Source organism: Nocardia sp. NPDC055053 (assembly GCF_053608285.1).
The window spans coordinates 398,505-424,398 of sequence record NZ_JBSGVD010000001.1; the positions used below are offsets into that span (position 1 = coordinate 398,505).

The following is a 25,894-nucleotide window of genomic DNA, read 5'->3' on the forward strand; positions in this document are numbered from 1 at the left end:
TGGGTCGGACCAGACAGGCGGTGGGACGCACAATCCTGGCTTAGGCGGCGGTTTGACGGCCGATCCCGGCGGCGGCGGTGGGTCCGGTGGCGGTGGCGGCGGAACAGGTGGCGGCGGCAACCCCGGCGGCAACCCCGGCGGCGGGACGGGCGGCGGCAACCCTGGCGGTGGCGGCGGGACCGACACTCCTGGCGGCGGAACCGGCGGCGGAGGCGGCTGGGGCGGGGGCGGCGGCGGAGGCGGCGGGGGCGGAACCGGTGGCGGGGGCGGCGGGAGCGACGGCGGTGGCGGTGGGACCGGCGGCGGCGGTGGCGGTGGGACCGGCGGCGGCGGTGGCGGTGGGACCGGCGGCGGCAACCCCGGCAACGGCGGTGACGGGCTCGACAACCCTGACTGGGGCGGTGGGACGGACAACCCTGATGTCGACATCCCTGACGTCAACGTCCCTAAGAACGACCCCAAGACCAACATCCCCGACGTCAACATCCCCAAGAACGACCCCAAGACCAACATCCCCGACGTCAACATCCCCAAGAACGACCCCAAGACCAACATCCCCGACGTCAACATCCCCAAGAACGACCCCAAGACCCCCGCGGTCGAGCCACACGCTGACCCGCCCAGCGGCGGGACTCCCCGAAACGGCGGCGGGCCGGACAATCGCAGCGGCGGCGGAAGCCCGGCCGGCGGGGCAAACGATGCCGGCGGGCCGCAGCAGGACCGGCCGCACCAGCAGCAGCCCGGGGGCCAGCCGCACCACCCCCAGACCCCACATCAGCGCGAACCTGTCGAGCTCGCACTGATTCCCGCGCTGGTCCCGCCGGGCTACGAGGTGCCCGCGCCGACCGAGGAGGCCGCTGGGTTCGAGCTCACCGTGCCGGCCGTGGCCCAGGGTGAAAACATTTCCGGAATGGGCTACGGCTGTCCGGCCGGAGCCGAGGTGGATGTGGCCATCGGCGGCGTACCGGCCGGGACGACCGTCGCCGATGATCGCGGCGCGTTCCAATCCACGTTGGATATGGGAACGGTCCTTCCGGTCGGCCGCTACGAGGTCACCGCGGCCTGCGGACCGGTACTCGCCGCGGCGCTGGATGTCGTGCTCGCCAGCAATGTCGACGCCGCGACTTCCACGCTGACCGTGATCATGTTCTTCCTGCTTATCGGAGTTTTCGTCTATGTACGGCGGCTGCTGAGCCCGCCGCCACGACCAGAGGAGCGATAGTGAAAACAATCGGAATACTCATCGCGCTGGTCGTTTTCAGCGTATTCGCGCCCGGATCGGCGCACGCGGCGGCGCAGGATTCCGTCGGTATGGCGGTCAGTATCGACGGCCGGGAAATCGCCGCGGCGACCGAGACCGATCCGATTCGCTTGGACCCCAACGGTTCCGCGGAAGTGGAGGTGAGTATCACCAATGAGGGCAACGAGCCGGTCACCGTCCGGCGCATCGATCTGTCCGGCCAGGTGGTAGGTCTCACGTTCTACTCGTTCAGCACGTCGGTGAATCGGACCGTGTTGCCGAACTCGACAGAGCGACTGAGCTATTCGCTCGACCTGTCCGGGTTGTCCGAGCAGGCGACCGGATTGATCAGCGGATCGGTGACCGCATACGACGCCGACGACAATGTCCTGGCCGGTGCGAAAACCGTCACCGATGTGCGTGGCTCGCTGAATTCGGTCTACGGCCTGTTCGGTCTGGCGCTGTTGATCCTCACGCTGTTGGCGATCGCCGACGCGGCGCTGACCGTCGCCAGGCACCGGATGCCGCCCAACCGCTGGCAGCGCGGCATGCGCCTGCTCGCGCCGGGACTCGGTATCGGACTGGTGCTGGTGTTCTCGCTGTCGGCATTGCGCGTCTGGGTGCCCAGCGGTGAACGATGGCTGATCATCGCGCTGCTGTTCGCCGGTGGGTTCTTCGTACTCGGCTACCTCACCCCGACACCGACGACCGCTGAAGAGGAAGCTGCCGAGCTGGAGGAGGAAGAGGCCGCGCTCGCGGAGCTCGAGGAAGAGGAAAGCGAGAAGCGGACCGTGCCGCTGGATACCGAGGCGGCGAGCCGATGACCCCCGACCCGAGAACCACCGACGCGAACACCGCCGAAGCGAAGACCGCCGAGATCGACCCGGTCGCCGCGGCACTACCCGCCTACGAGATCGGGGGCCAGTTGGGCAAGGGCGGCTGGGGTGTCGTCCTGTCCGGCCGGCATCGCGGGCTCGACCGCCCCGTCGCCATCAAGCAACTCCCCCCGGCGTTCGCGGCCGACCCGATCGTGCGGCGGCGATTCGTCTCCGAGGGCAGGCTGCTCGCCTCGCTGGACCATCCGCACGTCGTTCCGGTTTACGACTATGTGGAAACCGAGGAGATGTGCCTGCTGGTCATGGAGCTGTTGCCGGGCGGAACCGTGTGGAGCCGATTCACCGGCGAGGGGTTCGACGCGCCGTCGGCGGTCGCGGTCGCGCTGTCGTGCGCGGCGGGGCTCGAGGCCGCGCACGTCCACGGCATCCTGCACCGCGACGTCAAACCGGAGAACCTGATGTTCGCCGCCTCCGGCGCGCTCAAAGTGACCGATTTCGGCATCGCGAAAGTGGTCGGCGGCGACGAGACCATGGCCACCAAGACCGGCGAGGTGATCGGCACGCCGTCCTACATCGCCCCCGAACAGGCCCGCGGTGGGGAGCTGACCCCGGCGACCGACGTCTACGCGCTGGCGACGATGCTCTACGAATTGCTCTCCGGCTGCCTGCCCTTCCCCGCCGGTCAGGATGCGCTCGCGACGCTGTTCATGCACGCGTTCGACGACCCGACGCCGTTGGGTGAGGCCGCACCGAACATCCCGGAGCACCTCGCGGAGGTGATCATGCGCGGTCTGGCCACCGATCCGGCGCAGCGGTATCCGACCGCCGAAGCGTTCGGGGTCGCCCTCGCCGAGGCGTCCACCGAGCCGTGGGGGCCGGGGTGGCTATCGGCCCAGGGCATCCCGGTGATGGGTGCGGAGACGATCGCCGCCGCGGCCCGCACGACCGGCCCGATCTCACCGACCGTCATCGACCGCGCGGCCGCGCGGCCGACCACGCCCACGGTGCGACCAGTACCGGGCCAGCGTGCGCAGGGCGTGCGCCTCAACGATGTGGACGAAGCCGACCTGGTTCCGGTCAAAGAGGTGATCAAGTTGCCCTCGCCACGGATACCACTGCTCATCGCGGCGGGCCTGGCACTGATGGCGCTCGCCGTCGCGTTGATCGGCGTCGGCTCGCCGAGCACCGGCGGAACACTCCCACCGGGAGCCGCCACCGTCGGCGGCGTCGACCCCGCCTCCGGCGAAACGATCCCGGTCGACCTGAACCAACCGGTGGTCGTCACCGCGGTCGGGCCATCGGCCGCCGCCACGGCCGAGCTACGGCTGAAAGTGCTGGGAGCCATGGTCGCCAAGGAGAGCGCGCCGATGGTCCCGGAGCCCGGCCGCAGCGTGGCCACGCTGCCCGCGCTGGGCGGGCAGCACCTGGTCGCAGGCGACGTGACCGGTGAACTGACGGTGACCGAACCGGGCGCGCCGACGAGCACGTCGAGCTTCCCGGTCAAGACGGCGCAGCCCGCGCTACCCACCGCCGCCGCGGTCGGCGTCGGGGCGCTCATCCTGTTCGCGGTCGCGTATCTGGAGTCGTTCCTGCGCTCGCTACGCCACCGTCGGCGTCGGGTATCCGGCGGTATCGGCGTTCCCGTGAGCGCGGGTGTGCTCGCGATCGGCGTGGTCGGCGCCGCGTGGATTCTGTTCGGCAGTGCGCCGACGATCGCGACGGTGGTCACCGCGGCCGTGGTCGGGATGCTGGCCGGCGTCGCGGCGGCCATCGGCGCCTGGCGCATCGGACAGCGGCGACGTTATCGCCGCACAGAGCAGATCAAGGAGCAGGCTCGGATTCGAAGTCGCGTTCGCTGACGATGCCGCTGTTCATGGCTCGCTCGACGAGTTTGGCCCGCTTCTGATTCTGTGGCAGGTCCTCGACACCGAACTTTCCGAACAGCGCGCGCAGATGGGTCTTCACCGTCTCGGTGCTCACGAACAGTTCCGTGGCGATCTGCTGATTCGATGCCGGGGTGGCATAGGTGGCGTTGTGCTGGAACGGCCTGCACAACGCGACCAGCACCGCCCTCTGCGCCTCCGTCAGCGAGCGCCGCGTCGGCAGGCCGATGGCGTCCCTGGCCTGGGTTTTCGCACAGCTCGCCCGGCGGCCGTGGTCCAGATAGGACAGCACCGTGTTGCCGATCTGGATGCTGTCACCGGTTTGCAGTCGATGCCGCCCGGCGAGACGTTCGCCGTTGACATAGGTGCCGTTACGGGACAGCCCGTCGTCGACGATGGTCCACTGTCCGGCGATCCGCTCCACCGTCGCGTGCAGCCGCGACACCTGACCATCGGCGGGCAGGGTGATGTCGGCCAGCGATGATCGCCCGACCGTTATCCGCGGCACCTCGGCAGACAGGGTCAACGCCCGGCGATGCCCTTGATCGTCGACATATGTGAGGCGCGGCTCGGTGAAATTCGAAGTCACGGCCAATCCCCCTCGGTGGGTGGAGCGGGGCCCGGACTCTCATCATTCTAGTGCCTCCCTCAAGTCCCCTGTTGCGTGCGCGGGCGCCACACCCACTTGTCTGGGACCTCGAGTCTCATATAACGTGCAACCTGCGCCACACAAAGGAGACATCGCCGATGCTGTCGACAGCCGCCAAGAACACCGCAACCGATCCCGAGTACCACGAGATCCTGCGCAATCTGTCCGAAGGCTCGGTGAACCGGCACTTCGATCCCTATGTCGACATCGACTGGGAATCGCCCGAGTTCGCCGTCCACTCCGACGATCCGCGCTGGATCATGCCCGACGAGGACCCGCTGGGCCGTCACCCCTGGTACAAGGCGCAGCCGGTCGAGAAGCAGATCGCCATGGGCATGTGGCGTCAGGCCGGGATCGCCAAGGTCGGCCTGGATTTCGAGCAGCTGCTGATCCGTGGGCTGATGCAGTATCTGGTCTCGGTACCCAACGGCGATCCGGAGTTCCGCTACGTCACCCATGAGGCTGCCGAAGAGTGCAACCACACGATGATGTTCCAGGAGATGATCAACCGGATCGGCTACCGCGATGTGATCGGCATGGGCTCGATCGACCGCAAGCTGACGATGGCCATCTGGCCCGCGGTGAAGTACTTCCCGGAGCTGTTCTTCACGCTGATCCTCGGCGGCGAGGAGCCGATCGACCACCTGCAGAAGTCGCTGCTGCGCGCCGGCGTCGACCTGCATCCGATGGTGCAACGCGTGATGCAGATCCATGTGGCCGAGGAAGCCCGCCACATCTCCTTCGCCCACGAATACCTGCGGCGCAATGTGCCCGGCATGAACCCGATCATGAAATCGGTTCTGTCCGTTGCCTTCCCGATCGCCATGCGGGTGATGCTCGACATGATCATGACCCCACCCAAGGAGTTCGTGGAGAAGTTCGGCATCCCGGACGAGGTCATGCGCGAGGCTTACTGGAGCGGCCCGGAATCGCAGACCACGATGCGCAATATCTTCGGTGACGTGCGCGCCCTCGCCACCAACAGCGGCCTGATGAACCCGATCTCGAAGCTCACCTGGCGCCTGCTCGGCATCGACGGCCCGGTCACCCGGTACCGCAGCGAGCCGGCCCGCAAGGCCGCCTGAGGTCAGCGGCGACGGCTCACCGGACTTCCGCTTTTCGCCGCTGACCTGCGGCAGAACTCCGGAGAAGTTCCTCCCGCCAGACCGGAAGCCCGACTGTACACAGCGATGTACAGTGAGATATGGCCGATTATGAGACTGTGCCGTTGACCGAGTTGCGGGGTCAGCTCGGTAGTGTTTTCGACGGGGTGTCCGCCAGCGGGCGGCCGGTGATCGTGACGCGGGAGGGGAAGGAATTGGTCGCGGTGGTACCTGCTGAGGTGTTGCGCCACGGGGCATTGCCCCCCGCGTACTTCAACGATGATCTGCGCGAGCAGATCCTGGGTGGTCTCGACGACCGGATCAAGCGGCACTCCGCGGACGAGATCGCCGACGCGGAAGCCAAACTGGACAAACTGATGAGCGCGCTGGACGGTACAGGCGCCACCCGGTGAGCGTCGCCGACCACACCGCATTGACCTCGCTCGCCCTCTCTCCCCTGTTCGGGCAGGTGATCATGCGGCAGTTCACCCAGCAGCGCCGGATCATGGTGGTGCCGACGGTGAGCTTGATGGCGGCGATGCGCGCCGTCGACAACATCGACGAGCTCGGGCGCCTGCTCGACAATCGCGTCGCCGTGCGCTGGGCCGAACTGGACGCGGCGACGGCGATCCGCATCGGCACCACCGTGCCGATGGCCGACGACCACACCGAATGGCCGCTCGTCGCACCCGTCGTCTTCACCGCCCAGCATCTCGATATGCCGGTACTCACCGCCAAACCCGAGTTGTATCGCGGCTACAAGGTGCAGATCGCCCCGATGCCCTGAGTCCAGGGGCAGTGATCGCGGACACACATCGGGTCCGATACGGTGCACCGGTGACCGGTGACCGCGCGGTATTCCACCGGCCGGCAACAGAGCTGACGATTTACCCAGGGAAATCTTCGGTGGTCAGCTGCGACAGCCTGGTAGACGACCTGAACTGGCTACATGTGAACAACCGCGACACCGAGACAGTCACCTTCGATGACCTGCGCCGCTACATGAACGGACTCATCGGACAGGAGGCCGAGCACGGCCAGCCGTCGCTAGCAGCTCCTCCTTGCTCGTGCAGGTTGTGTGTTCCGTCATCGTCAAGGTCGCAAACCAGCAGATCCTGCGGCCGACTGGTTGACACCCCTGTTGTTGCGTGTCGGGCTCGATTGTGGCTAGGCTTCGTCCCGCTGTCTTGATGAGGGGGGCTCGCGTGTCAAATGATTCTGGTACGCCCGGAACAGATTTCGCGATGGTTCCAGACGAGGTGACCGATGCGGGTGCGTACGTCGAGCAATTAGCCGATTCGCTGATCAACGGGCTCAATTCGCTTGACCGTGAGATATCGAGCGTCCTTGACCAATGGAGCGGCGCGGCGGCAGACGCATTCGGTAATGGCTGGACCGAAACCAAGGAGGGTGCCGCCACTGTATTGAACGCTCTCACGGCCATGGGCGAACTTCTCGGCGTCGCAAGCAAAACAATGACCCACCGAGACATCTCCAACGCCGCCAACCTGCAGTCTTTAGACCTACCGGAACTGAATATGTGATGGCCGACAACTTCCGGGACTTCACGTTCGATATCGATGAGTTGGACCAGCTCGTGACCCGCGCCAATGGATTCATTGGGTTCCTCACCGAAAGTCTCGACGGACTCAACCATCGAATCGCCACCATCCAACAAACCTGGCAGGGAGCTGCTGCCACCGCCCAGGAGGAAGCCTACAGAGAATGGGCAATCGGGGCAGCCGCAGTGGTTGAGGGAATCACGGAGATGTACACCGCCGCCGTCACCGCCCGCGACGCCTACAGCGCGGCAGCGGAAATCAATTTGAGAATGAGCGGCGGCTGAACTCAGTGGGCTCAATCTCCCCGCAGTCCTATGAGAGCGCGGCCAAGGAATGCTACGACCTCTCGGAGAAATTCCAAACCGTCTACAATTCGCTGCAAACCGTCCTTTTAGAAACCAGCGCGATGGCCGGTGGCTACCAGGCAGTCAAGACGTGGTCGAAAGCATACGACGACCGCGCCGCCGCAGTGACGCTGGTGGCGACCAGCTTCGCGCAGGCATTGCAGCACTTCGGCGACATATTGACCGCGTCTGGCTACAACTGGAAGTGCGCGGAGTACAAAGCCAACCGCGACCCCAACAAGGGTGCGCCACCATCGTTGCCCAGCGGTTTCCCCTCGGAACTACCCTACGGCCCGGGCATAGTTAACGGTGTCGCGTCGTCGGGGACTTACAGTCGCGGACTCGAGACGGACTGGACCGAACTGCAGGACAAGGTCACCGCGCTTGTCTCTGGCGGCGAAGTCCCGGACGGGGACACCGACAAGCTGGCGCGCGCCGCATCCGCATGGAAGACCTTCGCTCAATCAGACCCCGTGTACGGCGGCAAGGGACGACTGTTAGTGGTCGCCTCCGGGCTGGAGCGTGGCTACGGATCCGACACCCCGAAAGACATCCCGAACCTCGTGGGCCACCTTCGAACGCTCGCTATCAGTATCGGCGACATCGAAGCCGCTGCCCGCGACATAGCGACCGCAGTCGACGCCCACAAGGTTGCTTTGACCACGATGCGCTCGGACATGAACACTCAGTTCGCCATGGTGGTGGTTGTCACCGCCATTCAGATCGGGACTTCGATGGTGCAGGTCAAAGAGCCACCAACGAAGCAAAAGAAACCGAATGAGCAAAAAACACCCAGCGAACGCCAAGAAGAGATCGACTTCCTGGACCAGGCCGCCGGGGCTTTGGCCGGGCCTGCCAACACATTCCTCACCGCGCTCGGCGGCTTCACCTTCACCGCAGCTGCGCTGACAATAGGCGGGTTGGCGACGATTGCAGCGCTGACGGTCGAACTCGACCCAATGAACAGCAATGGCGCGGGCCCGTCTCCGAACACAACGCTCCAGGCAGCTCTTGATAGTTCTCCGTCGATCACCAAAGGTAACATCACCATCGACAATGGGCCACCAAACGGCTATATTGTCAAGCGAGACCCCAACGGGACAATTACGAACTACGTGCAGTTCGACGAGAATGGTCGAGGTATAAAGCGCGTCGACCTTACGGGACGAGAACATGCGGGCGTCCCAACGCCACACGTAGTTGAAATGGAGCACGACGTTGCACCAAACGGCAAAGTATACGTGCGAGAACGGAAGGATGTCCGACCCGCAAGACCCGACGAAATACCATAGGAGCTCTGATTAGCATCAACGAAACTGGCGGTAATTCACCGTTCCTACATGCGCTTTCCCCGGATTGGGAGAAGCGTAAGGATTCCTGCACTGCCCTCGGACAACTCCTGCCTGCGCCAGATGCCTTCGTGACACTTACCAAAATGCTCGATGACCCGGACACAGCCGTCGAACAAGAGGCTGCCGAGGCACTCGCTAGATTCGGTGGCACCGACGGACTGCTGGCAGTATTGGAGGTGCTCGGACGACGGGCTGAAGATGGCGATTCCGACTACATCGCATATCGACTGAGAGAGCTGCATATATTCGAACAACTTCCCATATTGCAGTTGTCCAGGAAGGCGCTGGAAATGAGCTCATCGCCGTACGCCCGCGATGGATTAAAGCAGTTGGAGAGCCTATTGGATTCGTACAATAAATAGCACCTGCAACCAGCATTTCGCGCCTTCCTGCCGTCACCGGCCCACATACCGAGGATGTCGCGGCGGCCCTCGACAGCGACCGCCAACGCCACATAGATCGGCCGGCCACCAAGGACGGCTATAAGGTGCAGATCGCCCCGATGCCCTGAGTCCAGGGGCAGTGATCGCGGACACACATCGGGTCCGATACGGTGCACCGGTGACCGATGGCCGCGCGGGTGATGCGCGGTATTCCACCGGCCGGCAACAGAGCTGACGATTCTCACCCAGGGAAAGCTGTACCAGGAACACTCGAGGAGAGCTGGTTATGCATCATCTGAGTTTCATGCGTCGCTTCACCACCGCGGTGGCCGCCACGTCGGCCGCCGTCGCCGTCGTCTTCGCCGCCCCAGCGGGCGCGGAACCGGCCACCGAGACCACGGTCGACGTGGCCGCGGCCGTCGCGCAGCTGCGCACCACCGTGGCGGACAACCCGGGCGCGCTCGCCGCGCTCGACAAACTCGTCGACAAGGGCACGATCGACGTGGCGTTGCCCGCGCAGCCGTTCCAGATCCCCGCCACCTCCGACATCGGCCAGAACGGCGGCGGCGCAGGTGTTTACGGTTCGGGCATCGCGCTCGACATCAACGGCTTCCGGCTCGGCTTCTTCGGCGGACCCGGCACCATCTCGCCCAACCAGACCGGCGCCAAGCTCGAGGTCATCTGGCTGAACCTGTCCACCGGGCAGAGCGGCACCTCGATCCTGGCCGAGCACCAGGACGTGCCGGTCGACACGACGATCCGCACCGCTTCGCTGAACACCGGCGGCGGCCTGGTCGTCGCGGCGGTGTACGGCAACCTGTGGCACCGCTGGTCCGTTCCGGTCGACGAGGCACACCCGGACGGGTACGCCTACAAGCTCGGCACCATCCAGCAGCCGTCTTTCGGCGCTGTCACGCGGTAGTTTCCCGCTCGCGCACGCACCCCGGAATCACGGTTCCGGGGTGCGTCGGCGTTTCGCACCTGCAAGCTTGCAGCGCAACAGGTTCGGTGTGGCGTAGGTTTGCCGCGTGGATCTGGTCGACCGACTCGAAGAACTGGAACGGCGGGTTGCCGCCTTGGAGCAGTCCGGAGGTGGCGACGCGCAGCTGCCGTGGGCCGTCGCGCGGCTGCGCAAAGAATTCGACGACGCCGGGGTGCGCAACGGCGGCGTGCTGCTGGCCGGGGCGCTGCAACTGCCGACCGGTGAAAGACTGGACTGGCAGGCACAATTCGCCACCGACGCCATCGTCGGCGACGTCTGGACCATCGAGGCCGCCAACTGCCTCGCCGTCCTGGCGAATCCGGTGCGGCTGCGGTTGCTGCGCGAGATCGTCTACGGTCGCCGCACCGCCGCCGATCTCGCCGCCATCGAGGAACTGGGCACCTCGGCCGAGATCTACCAGCATCTGCGGCAGCTGGCCGCGGTCGGCTGGCTGCAGACCGCGGGGCTCGGCCGTTTCGAGGTGCCGGAGGGCAGGCTCGTCCCCTTGCTCGCGGCCTTGGCGAGCGCGCAGCGCTGATCGAGAAATGTCCCAATTGCCCGTTTAGATTACTGTGATGCAGGGCACATCGACTGCTACCGTGAGCATCCAGAGACCGATGCTGTGGAGGTAGCCGAGTGAACGTGAGCCATCTGCTCGAAACTGTGAAGGCGCTCGGAGTGCTGCGGTCACGCGGCGTCACCGACCCGACGAAGCCGGTCGAGACCCTGCGGACGATGAAGGAATCCAAGATCTACGGCCCGCAGGCCACCCTCGTCCGCCACTCCGCCCGGGTCGCGCCCGATCAGGTCGCGCTGGCCGACGAGCGCGGCGAGCTGACCTACCGGGAACTCGACGAGCAGTCGACGGCGATCGCGCGCGGCCTGCACGACGCGGGCATCGGCGAGGGCATGGTGATCGCGGTGCTGGCCCGCGACCACCGCGGGCTCATCATGTCGATGATCGCCGCGGGCAAGCTGGGCGCGCGGATCGCGCTGATGAACACCGGCTTCGCCAAACCGCAGTTCGCCGAGGTGTGCGAGCGCGAGCAGGTCCGTGCCGTGCTGCACGACAGCGAGTTCATCGGCCTCCTCGACGCGCTGCCCGCCGACTTGCCGCGCTTCCTGACCTGGGTCGACGAGGGCGCCCAGCTACCCGAGGGCGCCGCCACCTTCGACGACCTCATCGCGGGCAACTCCACCGAGCCGTTGCCCGCGCCGAGCAAGCCGGGTGGCTTCATCATCCTCACCAGCGGCACGACCGGCCTGCCCAAGGGCGCGCCGCGCACCAAGGTGACGCCGATGGCGACCGCGCAGTTCGTCGACCGGGTGCCCTTCCCCAAGCGTGGCGTCATGATGATCGTCTCGCCGATCTTCCACAGCACGGGTCTCGGTACCTGGCTGGTCGGCACCATCCTGGCGAACAAGATCGTCATGCGCCGCCGCTTCGATGCCGAGGCCACCCTCGCCGCGATCGCCGAGCACAAGGTCGAGATGCTCGTGTGCGTGCCGACGATGCTGCACCGGCTGACCGAACTGCCCCCCGAGGTCCGCGCCAAGTACGACACCTCCTCGCTGAAGGTGATCCTGTTCGCCGGGTCGGCGCTCTCGCCCGAGCTGTGCATCCGCGCCACCGAGGCGTTCGGGCCGGTCCTCTACAACCTCTACGGGTCGACCGAGGTGGCCATCGCGACCATCGCGAACCCGGCCGAGCTGGCCGAGGCACCGGGTACCTGCGGCCGCTCGCCGATCACCTGCGAGGTCCGTCTCTACGACGAGAACGATCAGCGGGTCACGACGCCGGAGACCGCGGGCCGGATCTTCGTGCGCAGCGGCGCGCCCTTCGAGGGCTACACCGACGGCCGGAACAAGCAGATCATCGACGGTTTCATGTCCAGCGGCGACCTCGGACACCTCACCAAGAGCGGGCTGCTCATGGTCGACGGCCGCGACGACGACATGATCGTCTCCGGCGGCGAGAACGTCTTCCCGCAGGAGGTGGAGAACCTGCTGGTGGAGCGGCCCGACGTGTTCGACGTCGCGGTGGTCGGCGTCGACGACGTGGAGTTCGGGAAGCGGCTGCGCGCCTTCGTCGTCCTCGAAGAGGGCCACAACACCGACGCCGCCGCGATCCAGGCGCACGTCAAGGAGAATCTGGCCCGCTACAAGGTGCCGCGCGAGGTGGTCTTCGTCGACGAACTCCCCCGCAACGCGACCGGCAAGATCTTGCGGCGGGTCCTCATCGATTATGAGGTGTCACAGTGAGGTCGGAGGCCTGAGAGACAGAGCACAACCGGCCCGGGATGCTTGCTACTGTTAGCACCAGCACTGGATCTCGATGACGCGGTCCGGCCCCACGGGTGTTCGTCGTGGGATCGGTCTGCCGGAAGGCTGTTCGATGTCTCTGTCTCTGCCCGCGCTCGGTGGAACCGCCCGGCGCGCCGGTGATTTCGCGCTCGGCGTCAAAGTGATGATGGATCGCAAGCTGTTCAATCCGCTGCGCCTCGATCACGCCGCCCGCTCGTTCCGCAATGTCTCCAAGTTCGGCCCGTTCGCCGGCGTGGTCATGCACGCCGCGCAGACGCGGCCGGACGCGGGCGCCATCGTCGACGAGCGCGGTGAGCTCACCTTCGGCAAGCTCGACGAGCAGTCCAATGCCCTGGCCCGTGGGCTGCGGGCGAGCGGGATCAACGAGGGCGATGTGGTCGCGGTGCTGGCCCGCGACCACCGCGGCATGGTCCTGAGCCTGCTCGCCGCCGGCAAGCTGGGCGTGCGCGCGGTGCTGATGAACACCGGTTTCGCCAAGCCGCAGTTCGCCGACGTGGCCGCGCGCGAGAAGGTCAAGGCGGTGCTGCACGACAGCGAGTTCGTCGACCTGATGAGCGCCATTCCCGCCGACATCCCGCGCATCCTCACCTGGGTCGACGAGGCCGACGGCGTCGACTCCTCGATCCCGACCGTCGAATCGCTCTCGGCCGGTCGTTCGGTCACGCCGCTGACCCCGCCGAGCAAGCCGGGCGGCATGGTGATCCTGACCAGCGGCACCACCGGAACGCCCAAGGGCGCCCCGCGCGACAAGGTGAGCCCGTTCGCCTCCGCGCAGTTCGTCGACCGGGTGCCGCTGCCCAACAACGGCACCATGATCATGGCCGCGCCGATCTTCCACGGCACCGGCCTGTCGCAGTTCACCCTCGGTCTGGCGCTGGGCAACCGGGTGATCTTCCAGCAGCGCCGGTTCGATCCGGAGAAGACCCTCGCCAATATCGCGCGGTACCGGGCGGATTCGCTGGTCGTCGTCCCGACGATGCTGCAGCGCATCCTCGATCTGGACGAGCAGATCCTGGCGAAGTACGACCCGAAGACCATCAAGGTCATCTTCGCGGCCGGCTCGGCCATCGCGCCCGACGTGGTGACCCGCACCCTGGACTACTTCGGTGACAGCCTCTACAACCTCTACGGCTCCACCGAGTGCGCCGTGATGACGGTGGCGACCCCGGCGGACCTGCGCAAGGCGCCGACCACCGCGGGCAAGGCACCGGTCGGCATCCGGATCGTGCTGCTCGACGAGAACCGCAAGCCGATCACCGCGCCGAACGTCACCGGAACCATCTTCGTCGACAACGGCTTCGCGTTCAGCGGCTACACCGACGGCCGGACCAAGGAGATGGTCGACGGCATGATGTCCAGCGGTGACGTCGGCCATTTCGATGCCGACGGGCTGCTCTACATCGACGGCCGCGACGACGACATGATCGTCTCCGGTGGTGAGAACGTCTTCCCGCTCGAGGTGGAGAACCTCATCGCGGGCAGGCCGGACGTGTTCGAGGCGGCCGTGGTCGGCGTCGACGACCGCGACTACGGCAAGCGGCTGCGCGCGATCGTGGTTCCCGGTCCCGACTCGGCGCGCGACGCCAAGGAGATCAAGGAGTACGTCCGCGAGAACCTGGCCCGCTACAAGGTGCCGCGCGAGGTGATCTTCGTCGACGAACTGCCCCGCAACGCGACCGGCAAGTTGCTGCGCAAGCCGCTGATCGAGATGGATTTCGACGAGGCGTGAGCCTGCCTGTCCCGGTCCGGCCGAGCGGCCGGTACCGGTGGTCTAAAATCAGCCGGTGATCATCGAGTTCGAGCAGGCGTCAGCGCCGTCGCGTGCCGTCGGCGCGCGGCTGCGCGGCGCCTGCGCGGGCTCGATGTCGGGGGCGCTCTCGCTGGCCGCCCACGGGCTGGCTTCCGGTGGCGCGCTGCCCGGCAGCACCACCGTCGTGCTGCTGGCCGCGGTATCGGCCGTGGTCGGCGCGGTGGTCGCGGGCATCGGCCCATTGCGCCGCGGCGCGACGGGACTGGCCGCTGTACTGCTGGGCGGTCAACTGCTCGGCCACACGACCATGAGCTGGTCCGGGCATGCCCATCACGGTGACGATTCGCTCGGTCTCGGCATGCTCACCGCGCACATCGTCGCCGCGGCCCTGGCCGCCGCGATCATCCTGGGCACCGAGGCCGCGTATCGGATCGGCAGTGCCGCGCTCGCGCGGATCCTGCCGCTGCGCTACCGCTCCCCCCGCATTCCCGACCCGGCGCCGCTGCGCCTGGTCCACCGCGACCGTGTCATCCTGCGGATCTTCGCCGCGCAATCGCCGCGCACCCGCGGTCCGCCGCTCGCGATTCCTTTCTGACATCTTCCCTCACCCGGTGCACGGTCTTTCGCCGTGCGCTGTCCGCGCGACCGCCACGGCTCGATCGGCGACCCCACGATGCGCACACGCGCAGTCGCCGACCGGCCGCGAGAGCGCGTCGGCGCGGCCGATCCATGGCCCGCCCGAGTTCGGACGTCGGTTCACCCACCGCGCACTCCGCCGGACGCAGCCCTTGCGACCGGTCACGGAGTCGCGGTCGGCGCCGCGTACCTGGACCGATCCGCGCGCACCGGGTTTCCAGTACTCCAGAAACGAATCATCATGAGCATCACGGACACCCGTCCGGCCGAGGAACCCACTTCGGCGCCACCGGAATCCGGTGGACGGTCGCGCTCCGGCACCCGCCGGGGCACGCGCCTGTATCCGCTGGCCATGCGCCTGCACTTCTACGCGGGAATCTTCGTCGCCCCCTTCATCCTGATCGCCGCGCTCACCGGCGCGCTGTACGCGATCGCACCGACGATCGAAGGGTTCGTCTCCCGCGACCTGCTGCAGGTCGATACCGCCGGCCCCGATCAGGCACTGTCGGCGCAGGTCGGCGCGGCGGTCGCCGCCAAGCCCGACCTGACCCTGGTCGCCGTTGCCCCGGCCCCGAGCGATGGCGAGACCACCCGCGTCCTGTTCAACGACCCGACCCTCGGCGATTCCGAGCGGCTCTCGGTGTTCGTCGACCCGCACACCGCGCAGCCCGTCGGTGAGTCCGTCGTCTACGGCAGCAGCGGCGCGCTCCCGCTGCGGACCTGGATCAGCGAGTTCCATCGCAGCCTGCACCTGGGCGAGACCGGCAGGCTCTACAGCGAGCTGGCCGCGTCCTGGTTGTGGGTGATCGCCCTGTTCGGCCTCGTGCTGTGGGTGCACCGGGTGCGCAAGCGCCGGGCGAAGCGGGCGGCGCGGTGGCTGCTCGCGCCGGATCTGTCCGAGCCCAAGCGGCGCACGCTGAACTGGCACGGCGCCGTCGGCTTCTGGATCCTGCCCGTGGTGCTGCTGCTGTCGGCGACCGGCATGACCTGGTCGACCTACGCCGGTGAGAACGTCACCGCGCTGCGGAAAGAAATGAGCTGGACCACCCCCGCGATCGACGTGAAGCTGCCCGGCACCGCCGGTCCCGCGCAGTCCGCGGGCGGCGACCACCACAGCGCCGGCCACACCGCGCCCGCGCCGGTCGATCCGGCGGGCCGGATCGCCCAGCTCGACGCCGTGTGGGAGATCGCCCGCTCGAACGGCATCACCCAGGCCGCCGAGATCGCGATCCCGGCGAAGCCGGAGAAGGCGTTCAGCGTCAAGGAACTGCGCAAGCCCGGCATCTACACCATCGACGCGGTCGCGATCGACGGCGCCACCGGGGCGGTCACCGACCAGCTCGCCTGGGCCGACTGGCCGCTGATGGCCAAGCTGACCAACTGGGGCATCGCCTTCCACATGGGTCTGCTGTTCGGTCTGCCGAACCAGTTGCTGCTGCTCGCGGTGGCACTCGGGCTCTGCGCGATGATCGTGCTCGGCTACCTGATGTGGTGGCAGCGGCGGCCGACCCGCACGTCGAGCCGTTTCGCGGTCGGCGCCGCACCGCGCCGTGGTGTGCTGCGCAAGACCTCGCTGTGGATCACCGTGCCGCTGATCGCGGCGGCCGTGGTGATCGGCTGGTTCGTCCCCCTGGTCGGGCTGAGCCTGCTCGGCTTCCTGATCGTCGACGTCGCGCTCGGCCTCGCCGCGCGCGCCCAGCCGTCAGCCTGACCCACTCCCCCACACGGCGCAGCGAAAGCGCTTCGCCGACAACCACTTTCCCGCTGCCGGGCGCCGTCGCGATGGCGCGCGCCCGCAGACGCTCCATTCGATGAAGGAAACTTCCATGAAGACCACCAAGATCGCCCTCGCCACCGCCGCCCTGCTGACCGCGGGGACCGTCGCCGCCACCACCGTGCACGCGGCGCCGGGCACCGACCAGGCGCCGATCAATTTCACCGCCGAAGCGGTCGACGGCGCCTCGCTCATCAGCACCGACGCGGGTTCGCTGGTCGCCGAGGACGGTGCGTTCAAGGTCAAGGCCGCCGACGGCACCACCGTCGCCGCGACCCCGCTGCACTTCCGGCTCGACGACTTCGAGTTCCCGATCGCCGCCGAGATCACCGGCCGCACCGCCACTCTCACCCCGCAGCTCGACCCGGCCAAGGCCGTGTACAAGCCGGTGGCGCTGCCGTTCGAGAACTCCGCGCCGTGGAAGACGGAGTACGACCGCGAGAAGGACGCCTGGAGCCGGATGACCGCGACGATCAGCCTCGGCGCGTCGGTCGGCGCGCTGGTCGGCGGCCTCGGCGGCGCTGCCGTCGGCTGCGTGCTCGGTGGCGTCCTGTCGGGCACCGTCATCATGGCGACGATCGTCGGGCTGTTCGGTCCGTTCCTGCCCGCCGCGGCGGTCGGGTGCATCGCGGGCGCGCTGGTCGCGGGTCCGGTGGGCGCGCTGGCGGGGCAGATCTTCATCACCGCGCCGGTCGCGGTCGGTGCGGCGATCCAGTACTTCACCACGATCAACGCGCCGTTCACGCCGCCCGCCAAGTAGCGGGATCACCGCATTCCTCGCGCTCCGGGCACCGAACCGGACAGAATCGACACATGGTGGTCTCCCGTCGACAACTCCTGCGCTACGGCGTGACCGGCTCGGTCGCGGCGCTGGCCGGGGTGTCGGCGGTGAGCAGTGCAAGGTTCCCGGCACCACGGCGGCTCGGCGAGCTGTTCTCCCTCGGCGTCGCCTCCGGGGAACCGACGCCGGACGGCGTGGTGCTGTGGACCCGCCTCGCGCCTGATCCGCTCGCCCCGGACGGCTACGGCGGGATGCCGCTCGCCTCGGTGACCGTCGACTACCAGGTCGCCGAGGACGAACGATTCACCAAGGTCGTAGCCACGGGCTCGGCGGTGGCGACCCGCGCGCTCGGCCACAGCGTGCACCCCGAGGTCTCCGGGCTGGCGCCGGACCGGTGGTACTACTACCGGTTCCGAGCCGGCTCGGAGATCTCCCCCACCGGGCGCACCCGCACCGCGCCCGCACCGGGCAGCCCGACCAGCCGGATGCGGTTCGCCTTCGCGTCCTGCCAATCGTGGAGTTCGGGCTATTACACCGCCTACGAGCACCTCGGCGCCGAAGACCTCGACCTGGTCGTGCATCTGGGCGACTACATCTACGAGACCTCCTGGCTGCTCGCGCGCCGCGGCGCGGCCACGCCACCGCAGCTCGAGGGCGAAGCGGTGAACCTGGCCGGCTACCGGCTGCGCTACGCCCAGGTCAAGGCCGAGGCACCGCTGCGGGCGGCCCACGCGGCGTTCCCCTGGCTGGTCACCCTCGACGACCACGAACTCGACAACAACTGGGCAGGCGTGCATCCCGGACTCGGCTTCGACGTGTACCGGCTGTCGCCGTTGTTCCGCCGCCGCAAAGCCGCCGCGTTCCAGGCGATGTACGAGCACCAGCCGATGCGGCTGGCCCAGTTGCCCGCAGGGCCGAGCATGCGTCTGCACCGCCGCTACCGCTTCGGCGATCTGGCCGAGTTCACCATGATCGACACCAGGCAGTACCGCTCCGCGCAGGCCTGCGGCGACGGCAAAGCGGTGACCGGCTGCTCCGAGCGCTACGCCACCGATCGCACGATCCTCGGTGCGGCGCAACGGGACTGGCTCGTCGACGGACTGGCCACCTCCCCCGCTCGCTGGCAGGTGCTGGGCAACCAGGTCGCGATGGCGCAGTCCGACTACGACCCTGGACCGGAGCTGCTGCTCGGTACCGACGCCTGGGACGGCTACATCGCCGACCGCAACACGGTGCTCGGCACCGCCGCCGACCGCGCGGCGGGCAACCTGGTCGTGATCACCGGTGACCGGCACGAGAACTATGTCGCCGACCTGCGCCGCGACTACAGCGTCCCCGAATCACCGGTCGTCGCCACGGAATTCACCGGCACGTCGATCACCACCGGCGGCGACGGCGCCGACATCAGTGACGCCGGGCGGGCACTGCTTGCGGCGAACCCGGACATGAAGTTCTACAACCGCCAGCGCGGCTACGCGCGGGTGGAGCTGGATCATCGGCTGTGGCGCAACGATTTCCGGGTCGTCCCGTATGTCACCCGCCCCGGCGCGCCGGTGACCACCAGGGCGAGTTTCGTCGTGCAGGACGGTGTTCCTGGAGCCAGTCCGGCGTGAGGACGTCGCCGATCCGGGGCGTGTCGGCACCGCTGCCCCGAGCCAGAACGACAGGTGCTCACGGTACGGAGACCGGACGCAGGCAGCTCTGCAGCGGAGAGACGACGGAGCAGAGCGCGGGTTTGCGCGTCGGGCGATAGTCCGCCGGGACTCCGTTGGACGCGGTGATGCCCCGGACAGCGGCCACCGCGTCGGTGGGGCGGCGAGTCAGGCCGGGGTCCGATGTCGCGTCCACGGTGTAAAGGCCGAAACGCGGTGCGTAGCTGCCCCATTCGTAGTTGTCGGTAAGGCTCCAATAGTTGTAGCCGATGACATCGATGCCGTCGAGCACCGCGCGCTGGATCCAGTACACGGTGTCGCGCAGATGATCCGCGCGGGTGTAGCCGTCGTGCCGCGCCGCGCCGTTCTCCGTCGGCATCCCGTTCTCCACCACGTAGATCGGCAGGTCCGGGAACTTCTCGGCGTACGCGCGCAGGTCGTAATAGATACCTTCGGGCTCGATCGCGTTCTTCCACAGCTCGTCGCCCAGCAGCGCGGTAGTCGGCGGATGCTGTAGCGAGACCCCGTAATAGAAGTCGATCCCGAGGTAGTCGAGCTTGTCCCGGACCCGGTCGACGAACAGCAGATCCGTCAGATTCTGCACGATGGGGTACTGCGCCACATTGCTGGTCACCTTCGCCCCAGGCTGGCGCTGGTGGATGTAGTCGTAGATCCCCTCGTGTGCCCGCACCAGCCGATCGAACATCGGCACGGCGTCGAGCGGCCCGATGTCACCGATCTTGATCGACTGGGCCACATACCCCATCGGTTCGTTGATGGTCACCCACAGCGGATCGAATGCCGCGTACCGATCGACCACCCGGCGCATATTGGCCAGCCAGTCCGACACCATGCCCTCGTTCGTCCAGCCGCCCTTGTCCGCCACCCAGCCCGGGATGACCCAGTGGTCGAGGGTGAGCATCGGGCGCATCCCCGCGGCCCGGATCTTCTGGAGAACCGCGTCGTAGAACCGGAAGTCGTTGTCGTCCCACACCCCCGCCCGCGGCTGCACCCTCGCCCACTCGATACTGAGCCGGAAGACCCGCACCCCCAGCCCGGCCGCCAGATCGATGTCCTCGGCATACCGGGAGTAGAAGTCGACCGAATTCCCGTACCGGTCGCGAGCTTTCCCCGAGTCGGCGTATCTGCTCCAGTTGCTGTCCGGCGCAAGGCCTTCGGACTGGAACCCCGACATGGAGACACCCCACTGGAAGTCGGCGCCGAGTGCGGGCACGCTCGTCGGCGCGGCCGCGGCGCTGCCCGTGCCCGACCCGCTGCTGCCGGGCGCCGCGCTCACCATGCCGGTCCCGCCGGCCGCCATGGCGACAACCGCCAGAATCGTGCACAAGATGCGCGTGCGTCTCATATCGGCAGGATCTCCCAGATGTTCGAGCGGCTGTGATGTCAGCAGCCCGGACTTTACTGGTCACCTGTCCAATCTGTGCGGGATTCAGGGAGACGGACGGTTACCGGTCCGGGGTGACGTCCGCCGAGGCCGGTTCCGGTGCCTCGGGGACCTGCACCGGCCGCAGCAATGCCCAGCCGATGAACACGACGGCGACCCCGAGCATGCCGAGGCCCGCCCACAGGTTCACATCGATGCCGCCGGTCTTGGCCTCCTGCGCCGCGGTGTCCTGCACCAGCGAGGTGATCACCAGCACGACGCCATAGCTGCCGAGAAGCGCGCCGATGATGGTGCGGATGTCGAAAAGCATTGCCCTGACTCCTTATCCGACGACGATATTGAGGGCGATGACCAGCACCAGCGCGATACCCGCGAGCAGGACGGGGCGCTGGTACCACGGCAGCGAGTCCGCGTCGGCGTCGGTGCGCAGCGCCTTCGGTGTCTCGGAGTACACCAGGCCGACCAGTTCCGCGGCGGGTTTCGGTCTGGTCACCAGGGTGACCGCCACGCTGACGACGATATCGACCACGAAGGCAGCGCCCGCGGCGACGAAGCTCGCGCCCTGTCCGGACAGACTGGTCACCCCGGTCTCGTTGAGCAGGAACACGAAGACCGCGGCCAGCGTGCCGCTGACCAGGCCGACCCAGCCCGCCGTCGGCGTCATCCGCTTCCACAGCATGCCGAGGATGAATGTCGCGAACAGCGGCGCGTTGAAGAAGCTGAACAGCGTCTGCAGGTAGTCCATCATGTTGCTGAAGCCGCCAGCGATGAACGCGGTGAAGATCGCCGCGATCGTCGCGCCGACGGTCGCCAGCCTGCCGACCTTCAGGTAGTACCCGTCGGGGCGGTCCTTGCGGACGTACTGCTGCCACAGGTCGTAACTGAACACGGTGTTGAACGCGGAGACATTGGCCGCCATACCCGCCATGAACGCCGCGAGCAGACCCGCGAGGCCAACGCCGAGCAGACCATTCGGCAGCACCTCTTTCATCAGGAACAGCAGCGATTGGTTGTAGGTGACGTCGCCCTCGAAATCGGGATTCGCGGTGACCTGCTGCTTGTATTCGATCATCTGCGGCACCAGTACCGCGCTGATCATGCCGGGAATGACGACGATCAACGGAATGAACATCTTCGGGTACGCGCCGATGATCGGCGTGCGCTGCGCCGCCGAAATCGAGTGTGTCGCGAGGGCTCGCTGTACCTCCACGAAATTGGTTGTCCAATAGCCGAAGGAGAGCACGAATCCCAGGCCGAACACGATGCCCATGATCGAGGCGAAATTGTCGGTGAACCCGCTCATCGCATTGCCCGGCCAGGTCTGCAGCTGGTCGGCGCCGCCCGGTGAGGCGGTCACCTTGTCCTTGAAGCCATCCCAGCCGCCGACGCGATGCAGGCCGACCAGGGTCAGCGGCAGCAGTGCCGCGACGATCACGAAGAACTGCAGCACCTCGTTGTAGATCGCCGCCGAGAGCCCGCCCAGGGTCACGTAGGAGAGCACGATCACCGCGGCGACGACCACCGAGATCCACAGCGGCCAGCCGAGCAGCACATTGAGGATCGTGCCGAGCAGGTAGAGGTTCACGCCCGCGATCAGCACCTGGGCGAGCGCGAAGCTCAGCGCGTTCACCAGGTGCGCGCCGGTGCCGAAGCGCCTGCGCATGAACTCCGGCACCGACCGCACCTTGGAGCCGTAGTAGAACGGCATCATCACCACACCGAGGAACAGCATGGCGGGGACGGCGCCGATCCAGAAGTAGTTGAACGTCGGGAAACCGTACTGGGCGCCGTTGGCCGACATGCCCATGATCTCCACCGCGCCCAGATTGGCGGAGATGAACGCGAGGCCGGTCACCCAGGCGGGCAGCGACCGGCCGGAGAGGAAGAAGTCGACGCTGGTCGACACCCGGCGCCGGGCGATCAACCCGATGCCGAGAACGAAGACGAAGTACAGGGCGACGAGCGCGTAGTCGACAGGACCGGCATCGAGACGCAAGGTCGAGGACGCGTCGAGAGTGGAAACGGCAAGCGGCACAGCGTGTCCCTCCTGGCCTGGAACCGGGCGGCGCACGGGCGTCGTTGGCGACGGCGCGGGCCGCGTCGCCCGCCGAACGTTGTCGGGGTGCTTCCACTGTGCGCGCCTGTGTCCCGGGTCACATGCCGAATCGGGATTAGTGAACTTCTGTTCAGTCCAGTCTGTGTGCCCCCGCGGCCGGTTCGACGGTGAAGATCCGGGGTGCCGCGAAACCCGCTGCCGCGAATCGTCGCTCGATCCGCGTGGCGACACGGTCGGTGTCCGCGCGGTCGACCAGGGCCAGTACGCTGCCGCCGAAACCGCCGCCGACCATCCGCGCGCCGTGGGCGCCCGCGTCGATGGCCGCGTCGACCGCGAGGTCGAGGGCGGGCGCCGATACCTCGAGGTCGGCCCGTAGCGACCGGTGCGAGGCGGTGAGCAGCGCGCCGGCGGCACGCGGGTCGGCGCCTGACCGCAACTGGTCGACGACCGCGAGTACCCGCGCGTTCTCGGTGACCACGTGGGTTGCCCGTCGCCGCAGCAGCGGGTCGTCGAGGCGGGCCAGGTCGGCCTCGGTGGCGTCACGCAGGGCGCGCACCTCCAGCGCGGCGGCCGCCGCCTCGCACTGCGCCCTGCGCTCGGCGTATCCGCCGTCGGCCAGGTCGTGCGGATGGCCGGTGTCGGCGACTATCAGCGCGAGGTCCGCCGCTGCCAGGTCGAACGGAATCTGCTCCGCGGCACCGGGTTCGGGGCCGTCGGGTGCCGTGAACCCGCGTACGTCGAGGAACAGCGCATGGCCCGCGGTGCACAGGATCGAGGCCGACTGGTCGAGGACACCGGTCGGGACTCCGGCGAATCCGTTCTCCGCGGCGTGGGCGATCTCGACGAGCGCGCGATCGGTGAGGTCGGGGGCGAAAAGATCGCGCAGCGCCACCGTCACCGCGCAGCACAGCGCCGCCGAGGACGACAGACCCGCACCGATCGGCACCGCACCGTCGACATCGAGGCGCACCCCCGCGATCGGATTCCCGCCGCGCACGAATTCGTCCACCACACCGAGCGGATAGCGCGCCCATCGCGGGACCCGTTCACGCTGCGCCACAAGATCATCGACGGCGACCACGACAACCTCGCCGGGGCGTTGCGCCGAGGTGAGCCGCACCTGCCCGTCGTCGCCACGCTCGGCCGCGCAGACGACACCGAGCGACAAGGCGATGGGCAGCACGTACCCGTCGTTGTAGTCGGTGTGCTCGCCGATGATGTTGACCCGGCCCGGCGCGATCCACCTGTCCACCCGAATTCCTTTCGCCGCTCGTCCGCTGCGCGATCCCAGCACACACCCCCGCTCGCCGGTGCCGAACATCGGGTGCCGAATCGATATCCGGAAATGCCGTCAAGGGCGCGACAGCCGACCACGGAACGTGTCATGATCGACTGAGTTGTAAAGGTTTTGAGCGCCGGTGCCCGCCGGCTGGGAATTCTGCTCGGACGACAACACTCGGTACTCCTCGGCCGACGCCCCGCGCGAGAATTCACGGCCTCCCGTTCGATCGGCGCTCGTCGCGTGCGCAGCAAGATCGAGGGGGTGTCGATGACCATCAGCGAGACATGCAATGGGAGCCTGCGCTGGTGCGCGGTCCTACTCGGCGCGGCGGGGGCCGTGCTGATCGCGCCACTGTTCGGGACGCGGTCGCTGTCGTTTCTCCTGCTCGTCGTCATCGTCGCGGCCAGTCTGGCGATGATCGGCATCGGCCTCTACAGCCACCGGCCCGCCCATCGGCTGCCCTGGTATCTGCTGGCCGCTTCGGTTCCGCTGTTCGCCGCGGGCACCGCGATACGGAAACTCGGCGTGCACCCGTCCTGGCATCCGGTCGACGATCTGTGCACCGTGGCCGCCTATCTGTGTCTGGGGCTGGCCGCGGTGGGCTGGCTGCAACCACGGCGGCTGGTCGGCACCCGCGATCTGTGGCTCGACTCGACCCTGATCGGGCTCAGCGCCCTGCTGGCATCGTGGACGTTCCTGATTTCACCGATCCTGCGCAACCCCACCGGTTTCGATACCGTGCTGGCCGCGAGCTATCCGGTGATCGACGCACTGCTGCTGACCGTGCTCGCGCATTCCCTGGCCACGGTGGTCCGCACGGAGACCTCGCTACGGCTGCTCCAGGCGGCGCTGATCGCGGTGCTCGTCGGCGGACTGATCGAAAGTCTCACGGCGGCAGGCACTGTCATCGTCGGCAGCGAATTCGCACTGGTGTCGCAGCAGTGGGCGTACCTGCTGGCCGGGCTGGCCGCGCTGCATCCGACCATGGGCGCGACGCACGCGGCCGACGACGTGCACCCGCATCGCTCCCGCAGGCGCGCCGGAGTGATCGCGGTGGCCCTGGTGGCCGCCTCGCTGGTCAGCGTCGTCGGCGCCGACCTCGGGGCAGGCGACCGCGTGGTGATCTGCCTGCTGCTCACCCTGCTGCTGGTCGGGGTCCTGGTGCGCAGCGAACGCGCCATCGCGCGCAGCCTGCGCAGCGAACGACGGGCCCAGTACCAGGCCGACCACGATCTGCTCACCGGCCTGTTCAACCGGGCCGCGCTGCTGCGCGCACCGCACCGGCACCGCCGGGAGTGGGCCGGAAAACCGTTGTGCCTGTTGTTCATCGACCTCGACGGTTTCAAGATGGTCAACGACAGCTACGGGCACGCCGTCGGCGACGAGCTGATCGCCGAGGCCGCCGCCCGCATCCGCCGCACCACCCGGCGCACCGACATCGCCGCGCGCTACGGCGGCGACGAGTTCGTCGTCCTCGCCACCCGATCCCGCGCCGAAGCCGCCGTGCTCGCCCAGCAGCTGCTCGGCGCGTTCATCCGCCCGTTCGACCTGAGCTGCGGCGAGATCCCCATCACCGCCAGCATCGGCGTCGCCTGCCTGACCACCCGACCGACCGATTCCACGGTCTACGACCTGATCCGCGAAGCCGATGCCGCGATGTACCACGCCAAGGAATACCGGCTCGGCCTCGCCTTCCACGACGGCCTGCGCCAGGCACCAGCCCACCGCGCGGTACTCCACGCGGGAAACCGAAGCAGCACAGCCGTGTAAGTGGCGACGGACCTCCCCACCCAGCCCGCACGCCCCGACCCCGAGGAGGGGCAGGCCGACGCAGTCGGCCGTCGCGGCCGTCCCGCCGGTCAGGCACCGTTGCGTACGCGACGAAGGAGCAAGCAACGG

24 protein-coding genes and 1 pseudogene are annotated in these 25,894 nt (G+C 67.7%); 19 read left to right on the plus strand and 6 right to left on the minus strand.

Annotated features, from left to right (window positions below):
- Window positions 1–52: 52 nt before the first annotated feature.
- Genes ACWF82_RS01795 through ACWF82_RS01805 form a run of 3 tightly spaced genes read left to right on the plus strand, consistent with a single transcriptional unit; the run spans window position 53 to window position 3,935 of the window.
- Window positions 53–1,222, plus strand: a complete 1,170-nt coding sequence (locus tag ACWF82_RS01795) for a hypothetical protein (RefSeq protein WP_452496938.1) — start codon at window positions 53–55, stop codon at window positions 1,220–1,222.
- Window positions 1,222–2,064 carry a hypothetical protein gene (locus tag ACWF82_RS01800; RefSeq protein ID WP_452496940.1) on the plus strand — a complete coding sequence of 281 codons (843 nt, stop codon included), beginning with the start codon at window positions 1,222–1,224 and terminating at the stop codon, window positions 2,062–2,064. The genes ACWF82_RS01795 and ACWF82_RS01800 overlap by 1 nt, the downstream gene beginning before the upstream one ends.
- Entirely contained in the window at window positions 2,061–3,935 is a 1,875-nt protein-coding gene (locus tag ACWF82_RS01805) for a serine/threonine-protein kinase (protein ID WP_452496942.1), read from the plus strand. Before ACWF82_RS01800 ends, ACWF82_RS01805 begins: the two co-directional genes overlap by 4 nt.
- On the opposite strand, the gene ACWF82_RS01810 is transcribed toward ACWF82_RS01805, so the two are convergent.
- A complete protein-coding gene (locus ACWF82_RS01810) occupies window positions 3,898–4,548 on the minus strand; it encodes an FHA domain-containing protein (RefSeq protein WP_452496944.1) in 651 nt (216 codons plus the stop codon). The two genes, ACWF82_RS01805 and ACWF82_RS01810, sit on opposite strands and share 38 nt — an antisense overlap.
- 158 nt (window positions 4,549–4,706) lie before the next feature.
- On the opposite strand from ACWF82_RS01810, the gene ACWF82_RS01815 reads away from it, so the two are divergent.
- The 7 genes from ACWF82_RS01815 to ACWF82_RS01845 all read left to right on the plus strand — a co-directional run bounded on the left by ACWF82_RS01815 (window position 4,707) and on the right by ACWF82_RS01845 (window position 9,331).
- Window positions 4,707–5,693, plus strand: coding sequence for an AurF N-oxygenase family protein (locus ACWF82_RS01815; protein WP_452496946.1), 987 nt, complete (start codon window positions 4,707–4,709; stop codon window positions 5,691–5,693).
- A gap of 119 nt (window positions 5,694–5,812) precedes the next feature.
- On the plus strand, window positions 5,813–6,124 hold the full coding sequence (locus ACWF82_RS01820; RefSeq protein ID WP_452496948.1) for a type II toxin-antitoxin system Phd/YefM family antitoxin: 312 nt from the start codon (window positions 5,813–5,815) through the stop codon (window positions 6,122–6,124).
- A complete protein-coding gene (locus tag ACWF82_RS01825) occupies window positions 6,121–6,498 on the plus strand; it encodes a PIN domain-containing protein (RefSeq protein WP_189026894.1) in 378 nt (125 codons plus the stop codon). Before ACWF82_RS01820 ends, ACWF82_RS01825 begins: the two co-directional genes overlap by 4 nt.
- A 418-nt stretch (window positions 6,499–6,916) precedes the next feature.
- On the plus strand, window positions 6,917–7,255 hold the full coding sequence (locus tag ACWF82_RS01830) for a WXG100 family type VII secretion target (RefSeq protein ID WP_452496950.1): 339 nt from the start codon (window positions 6,917–6,919) through the stop codon (window positions 7,253–7,255).
- Window positions 7,255–7,557, plus strand: a complete 303-nt coding sequence (locus tag ACWF82_RS01835; protein WP_452496952.1) for a WXG100 family type VII secretion target — start codon at window positions 7,255–7,257, stop codon at window positions 7,555–7,557. Before ACWF82_RS01830 ends, ACWF82_RS01835 begins: the two co-directional genes overlap by 1 nt.
- A gap of 5 nt (window positions 7,558–7,562) precedes the next feature.
- On the plus strand, window positions 7,563–8,909 hold the full coding sequence (locus ACWF82_RS01840; protein WP_452496953.1) for a polymorphic toxin type 24 domain-containing protein: 1,347 nt from the start codon (window positions 7,563–7,565) through the stop codon (window positions 8,907–8,909).
- 14 nt (window positions 8,910–8,923) lie between these two features.
- Window positions 8,924–9,331, plus strand: coding sequence for a HEAT repeat domain-containing protein (locus ACWF82_RS01845; RefSeq protein WP_452497003.1), 408 nt, complete (start codon window positions 8,924–8,926; stop codon window positions 9,329–9,331).
- Here ACWF82_RS01845 and ACWF82_RS01850 read toward each other — a convergent pair.
- Window positions 9,329–9,435 (minus strand): annotated as a pseudogene (locus tag ACWF82_RS01850) (transposase); the annotation flags it as partial. The gene ACWF82_RS01845 and the pseudogene ACWF82_RS01850 sit on opposite strands and share 3 nt — an antisense overlap.
- Before the next feature lie 203 nt (window positions 9,436–9,638).
- Here ACWF82_RS01850 and ACWF82_RS01855 point away from each other — a divergent pair.
- The 8 genes from ACWF82_RS01855 to ACWF82_RS01890 all read left to right on the plus strand — a co-directional run bounded on the left by ACWF82_RS01855 (window position 9,639) and on the right by ACWF82_RS01890 (window position 19,213).
- Window positions 9,639–10,274, plus strand: a complete 636-nt coding sequence (locus tag ACWF82_RS01855; protein WP_452496955.1) for a hypothetical protein — start codon at window positions 9,639–9,641, stop codon at window positions 10,272–10,274.
- Window positions 10,275–10,380: 106 nt separating this feature from the next.
- Window positions 10,381–10,872 (plus strand): ArsR/SmtB family transcription factor, encoded by a 492-nt coding sequence (locus ACWF82_RS01860; RefSeq protein ID WP_189026890.1) that lies wholly within the window; start codon window positions 10,381–10,383, stop codon window positions 10,870–10,872.
- A 98-nt stretch (window positions 10,873–10,970) separates the two neighbouring features.
- On the plus strand, window positions 10,971–12,596 hold the full coding sequence (locus ACWF82_RS01865) for an acyl-CoA synthetase (RefSeq protein ID WP_452496958.1): 1,626 nt from the start codon (window positions 10,971–10,973) through the stop codon (window positions 12,594–12,596).
- Window positions 12,597–12,729: 133 nt separating this feature from the next.
- Window positions 12,730–14,388 carry an acyl-CoA synthetase gene (locus ACWF82_RS01870; protein ID WP_452496960.1) on the plus strand — a complete coding sequence of 553 codons (1,659 nt, stop codon included), beginning with the start codon at window positions 12,730–12,732 and terminating at the stop codon, window positions 14,386–14,388.
- A 55-nt stretch (window positions 14,389–14,443) separates the two neighbouring features.
- Window positions 14,444–15,004, plus strand: a complete 561-nt coding sequence (locus ACWF82_RS01875; RefSeq protein WP_452496961.1) for a hypothetical protein — start codon at window positions 14,444–14,446, stop codon at window positions 15,002–15,004.
- 282 nt (window positions 15,005–15,286) lie between these two features.
- The gene (locus ACWF82_RS01880; RefSeq protein WP_452496963.1) at window positions 15,287–16,756 is read left to right on the plus strand and encodes a PepSY-associated TM helix domain-containing protein; all 1,470 of its coding nucleotides are present in this window, start codon (window positions 15,287–15,289) and stop codon (window positions 16,754–16,756) included.
- A gap of 115 nt (window positions 16,757–16,871) precedes the next feature.
- A complete protein-coding gene (locus ACWF82_RS01885; protein ID WP_452496964.1) occupies window positions 16,872–17,579 on the plus strand; it encodes a hypothetical protein in 708 nt (235 codons plus the stop codon).
- Between the two features lie 53 nt (window positions 17,580–17,632).
- Window positions 17,633–19,213 carry an alkaline phosphatase D family protein gene (locus tag ACWF82_RS01890; protein WP_452496966.1) on the plus strand — a complete coding sequence of 527 codons (1,581 nt, stop codon included), beginning with the start codon at window positions 17,633–17,635 and terminating at the stop codon, window positions 19,211–19,213.
- Window positions 19,214–19,271: 58 nt separating this feature from the next.
- On the opposite strand, the gene ACWF82_RS01895 is transcribed toward ACWF82_RS01890, so the two are convergent.
- The 4 genes from ACWF82_RS01895 to galK all read right to left on the minus strand — a co-directional run bounded on the left by ACWF82_RS01895 (window position 19,272) and on the right by galK (window position 23,965).
- On the minus strand, window positions 19,272–20,618 hold the full coding sequence (locus ACWF82_RS01895; protein WP_452496967.1) for a family 1 glycosylhydrolase: 1,347 nt from the start codon (window positions 20,616–20,618) through the stop codon (window positions 19,272–19,274).
- 100 nt (window positions 20,619–20,718) lie between these two features.
- Entirely contained in the window at window positions 20,719–20,967 is a 249-nt protein-coding gene (locus ACWF82_RS01900; RefSeq protein ID WP_452496969.1) for a hypothetical protein, read from the minus strand.
- 12 nt (window positions 20,968–20,979) lie between these two features.
- Window positions 20,980–22,692, minus strand: a complete 1,713-nt coding sequence (locus ACWF82_RS01905; protein ID WP_452496971.1) for a sodium:solute symporter family protein — start codon at window positions 22,690–22,692, stop codon at window positions 20,980–20,982.
- Window positions 22,693–22,843: 151 nt separating this feature from the next.
- Window positions 22,844–23,965, minus strand: coding sequence for a galactokinase (gene galK, locus ACWF82_RS01910; protein ID WP_452496973.1), 1,122 nt, complete (start codon window positions 23,963–23,965; stop codon window positions 22,844–22,846).
- 297 nt (window positions 23,966–24,262) lie between these two features.
- Between galK and ACWF82_RS01915 the strand changes: the two genes are divergently transcribed.
- Window positions 24,263–25,765 (plus strand): diguanylate cyclase, encoded by a 1,503-nt coding sequence (locus tag ACWF82_RS01915; protein WP_452496974.1) that lies wholly within the window; start codon window positions 24,263–24,265, stop codon window positions 25,763–25,765.
- Window positions 25,766–25,894: the final 129 nt, after the last annotated feature.

Coding starts and splice junctions, on each gene's coding strand:
- ACWF82_RS01890 (WP_452496966.1), top strand. CDS start 17,633: ATGGTGGTCTCCCGTCGACAACTCCTGCGCTACGGCGTGACCGGCTCG.
- ACWF82_RS01895 (WP_452496967.1), bottom strand. CDS start 20,618: ATGAGACGCACGCGCATCTTGTGCACGATTCTGGCGGTTGTCGCCATG.
- ACWF82_RS01820 (WP_452496948.1), top strand. CDS start 5,813: ATGGCCGATTATGAGACTGTGCCGTTGACCGAGTTGCGGGGTCAGCTC.
- ACWF82_RS01880 (WP_452496963.1), top strand. CDS start 15,287: ATGAGCATCACGGACACCCGTCCGGCCGAGGAACCCACTTCGGCGCCA.
- ACWF82_RS01885 (WP_452496964.1), top strand. CDS start 16,872: ATGAAGACCACCAAGATCGCCCTCGCCACCGCCGCCCTGCTGACCGCG.
- ACWF82_RS01815 (WP_452496946.1), top strand. CDS start 4,707: ATGCTGTCGACAGCCGCCAAGAACACCGCAACCGATCCCGAGTACCAC.
- ACWF82_RS01855 (WP_452496955.1), top strand. CDS start 9,639: ATGCATCATCTGAGTTTCATGCGTCGCTTCACCACCGCGGTGGCCGCC.
- ACWF82_RS01805 (WP_452496942.1), top strand. CDS start 2,061: ATGACCCCCGACCCGAGAACCACCGACGCGAACACCGCCGAAGCGAAG.
- ACWF82_RS01900 (WP_452496969.1), bottom strand. CDS start 20,967: ATGCTTTTCGACATCCGCACCATCATCGGCGCGCTTCTCGGCAGCTAT.
- ACWF82_RS01835 (WP_452496952.1), top strand. CDS start 7,255: ATGGCCGACAACTTCCGGGACTTCACGTTCGATATCGATGAGTTGGAC.
- ACWF82_RS01915 (WP_452496974.1), top strand. CDS start 24,263: ATGACCATCAGCGAGACATGCAATGGGAGCCTGCGCTGGTGCGCGGTC.
- ACWF82_RS01870 (WP_452496960.1), top strand. CDS start 12,730: ATGTCTCTGTCTCTGCCCGCGCTCGGTGGAACCGCCCGGCGCGCCGGT.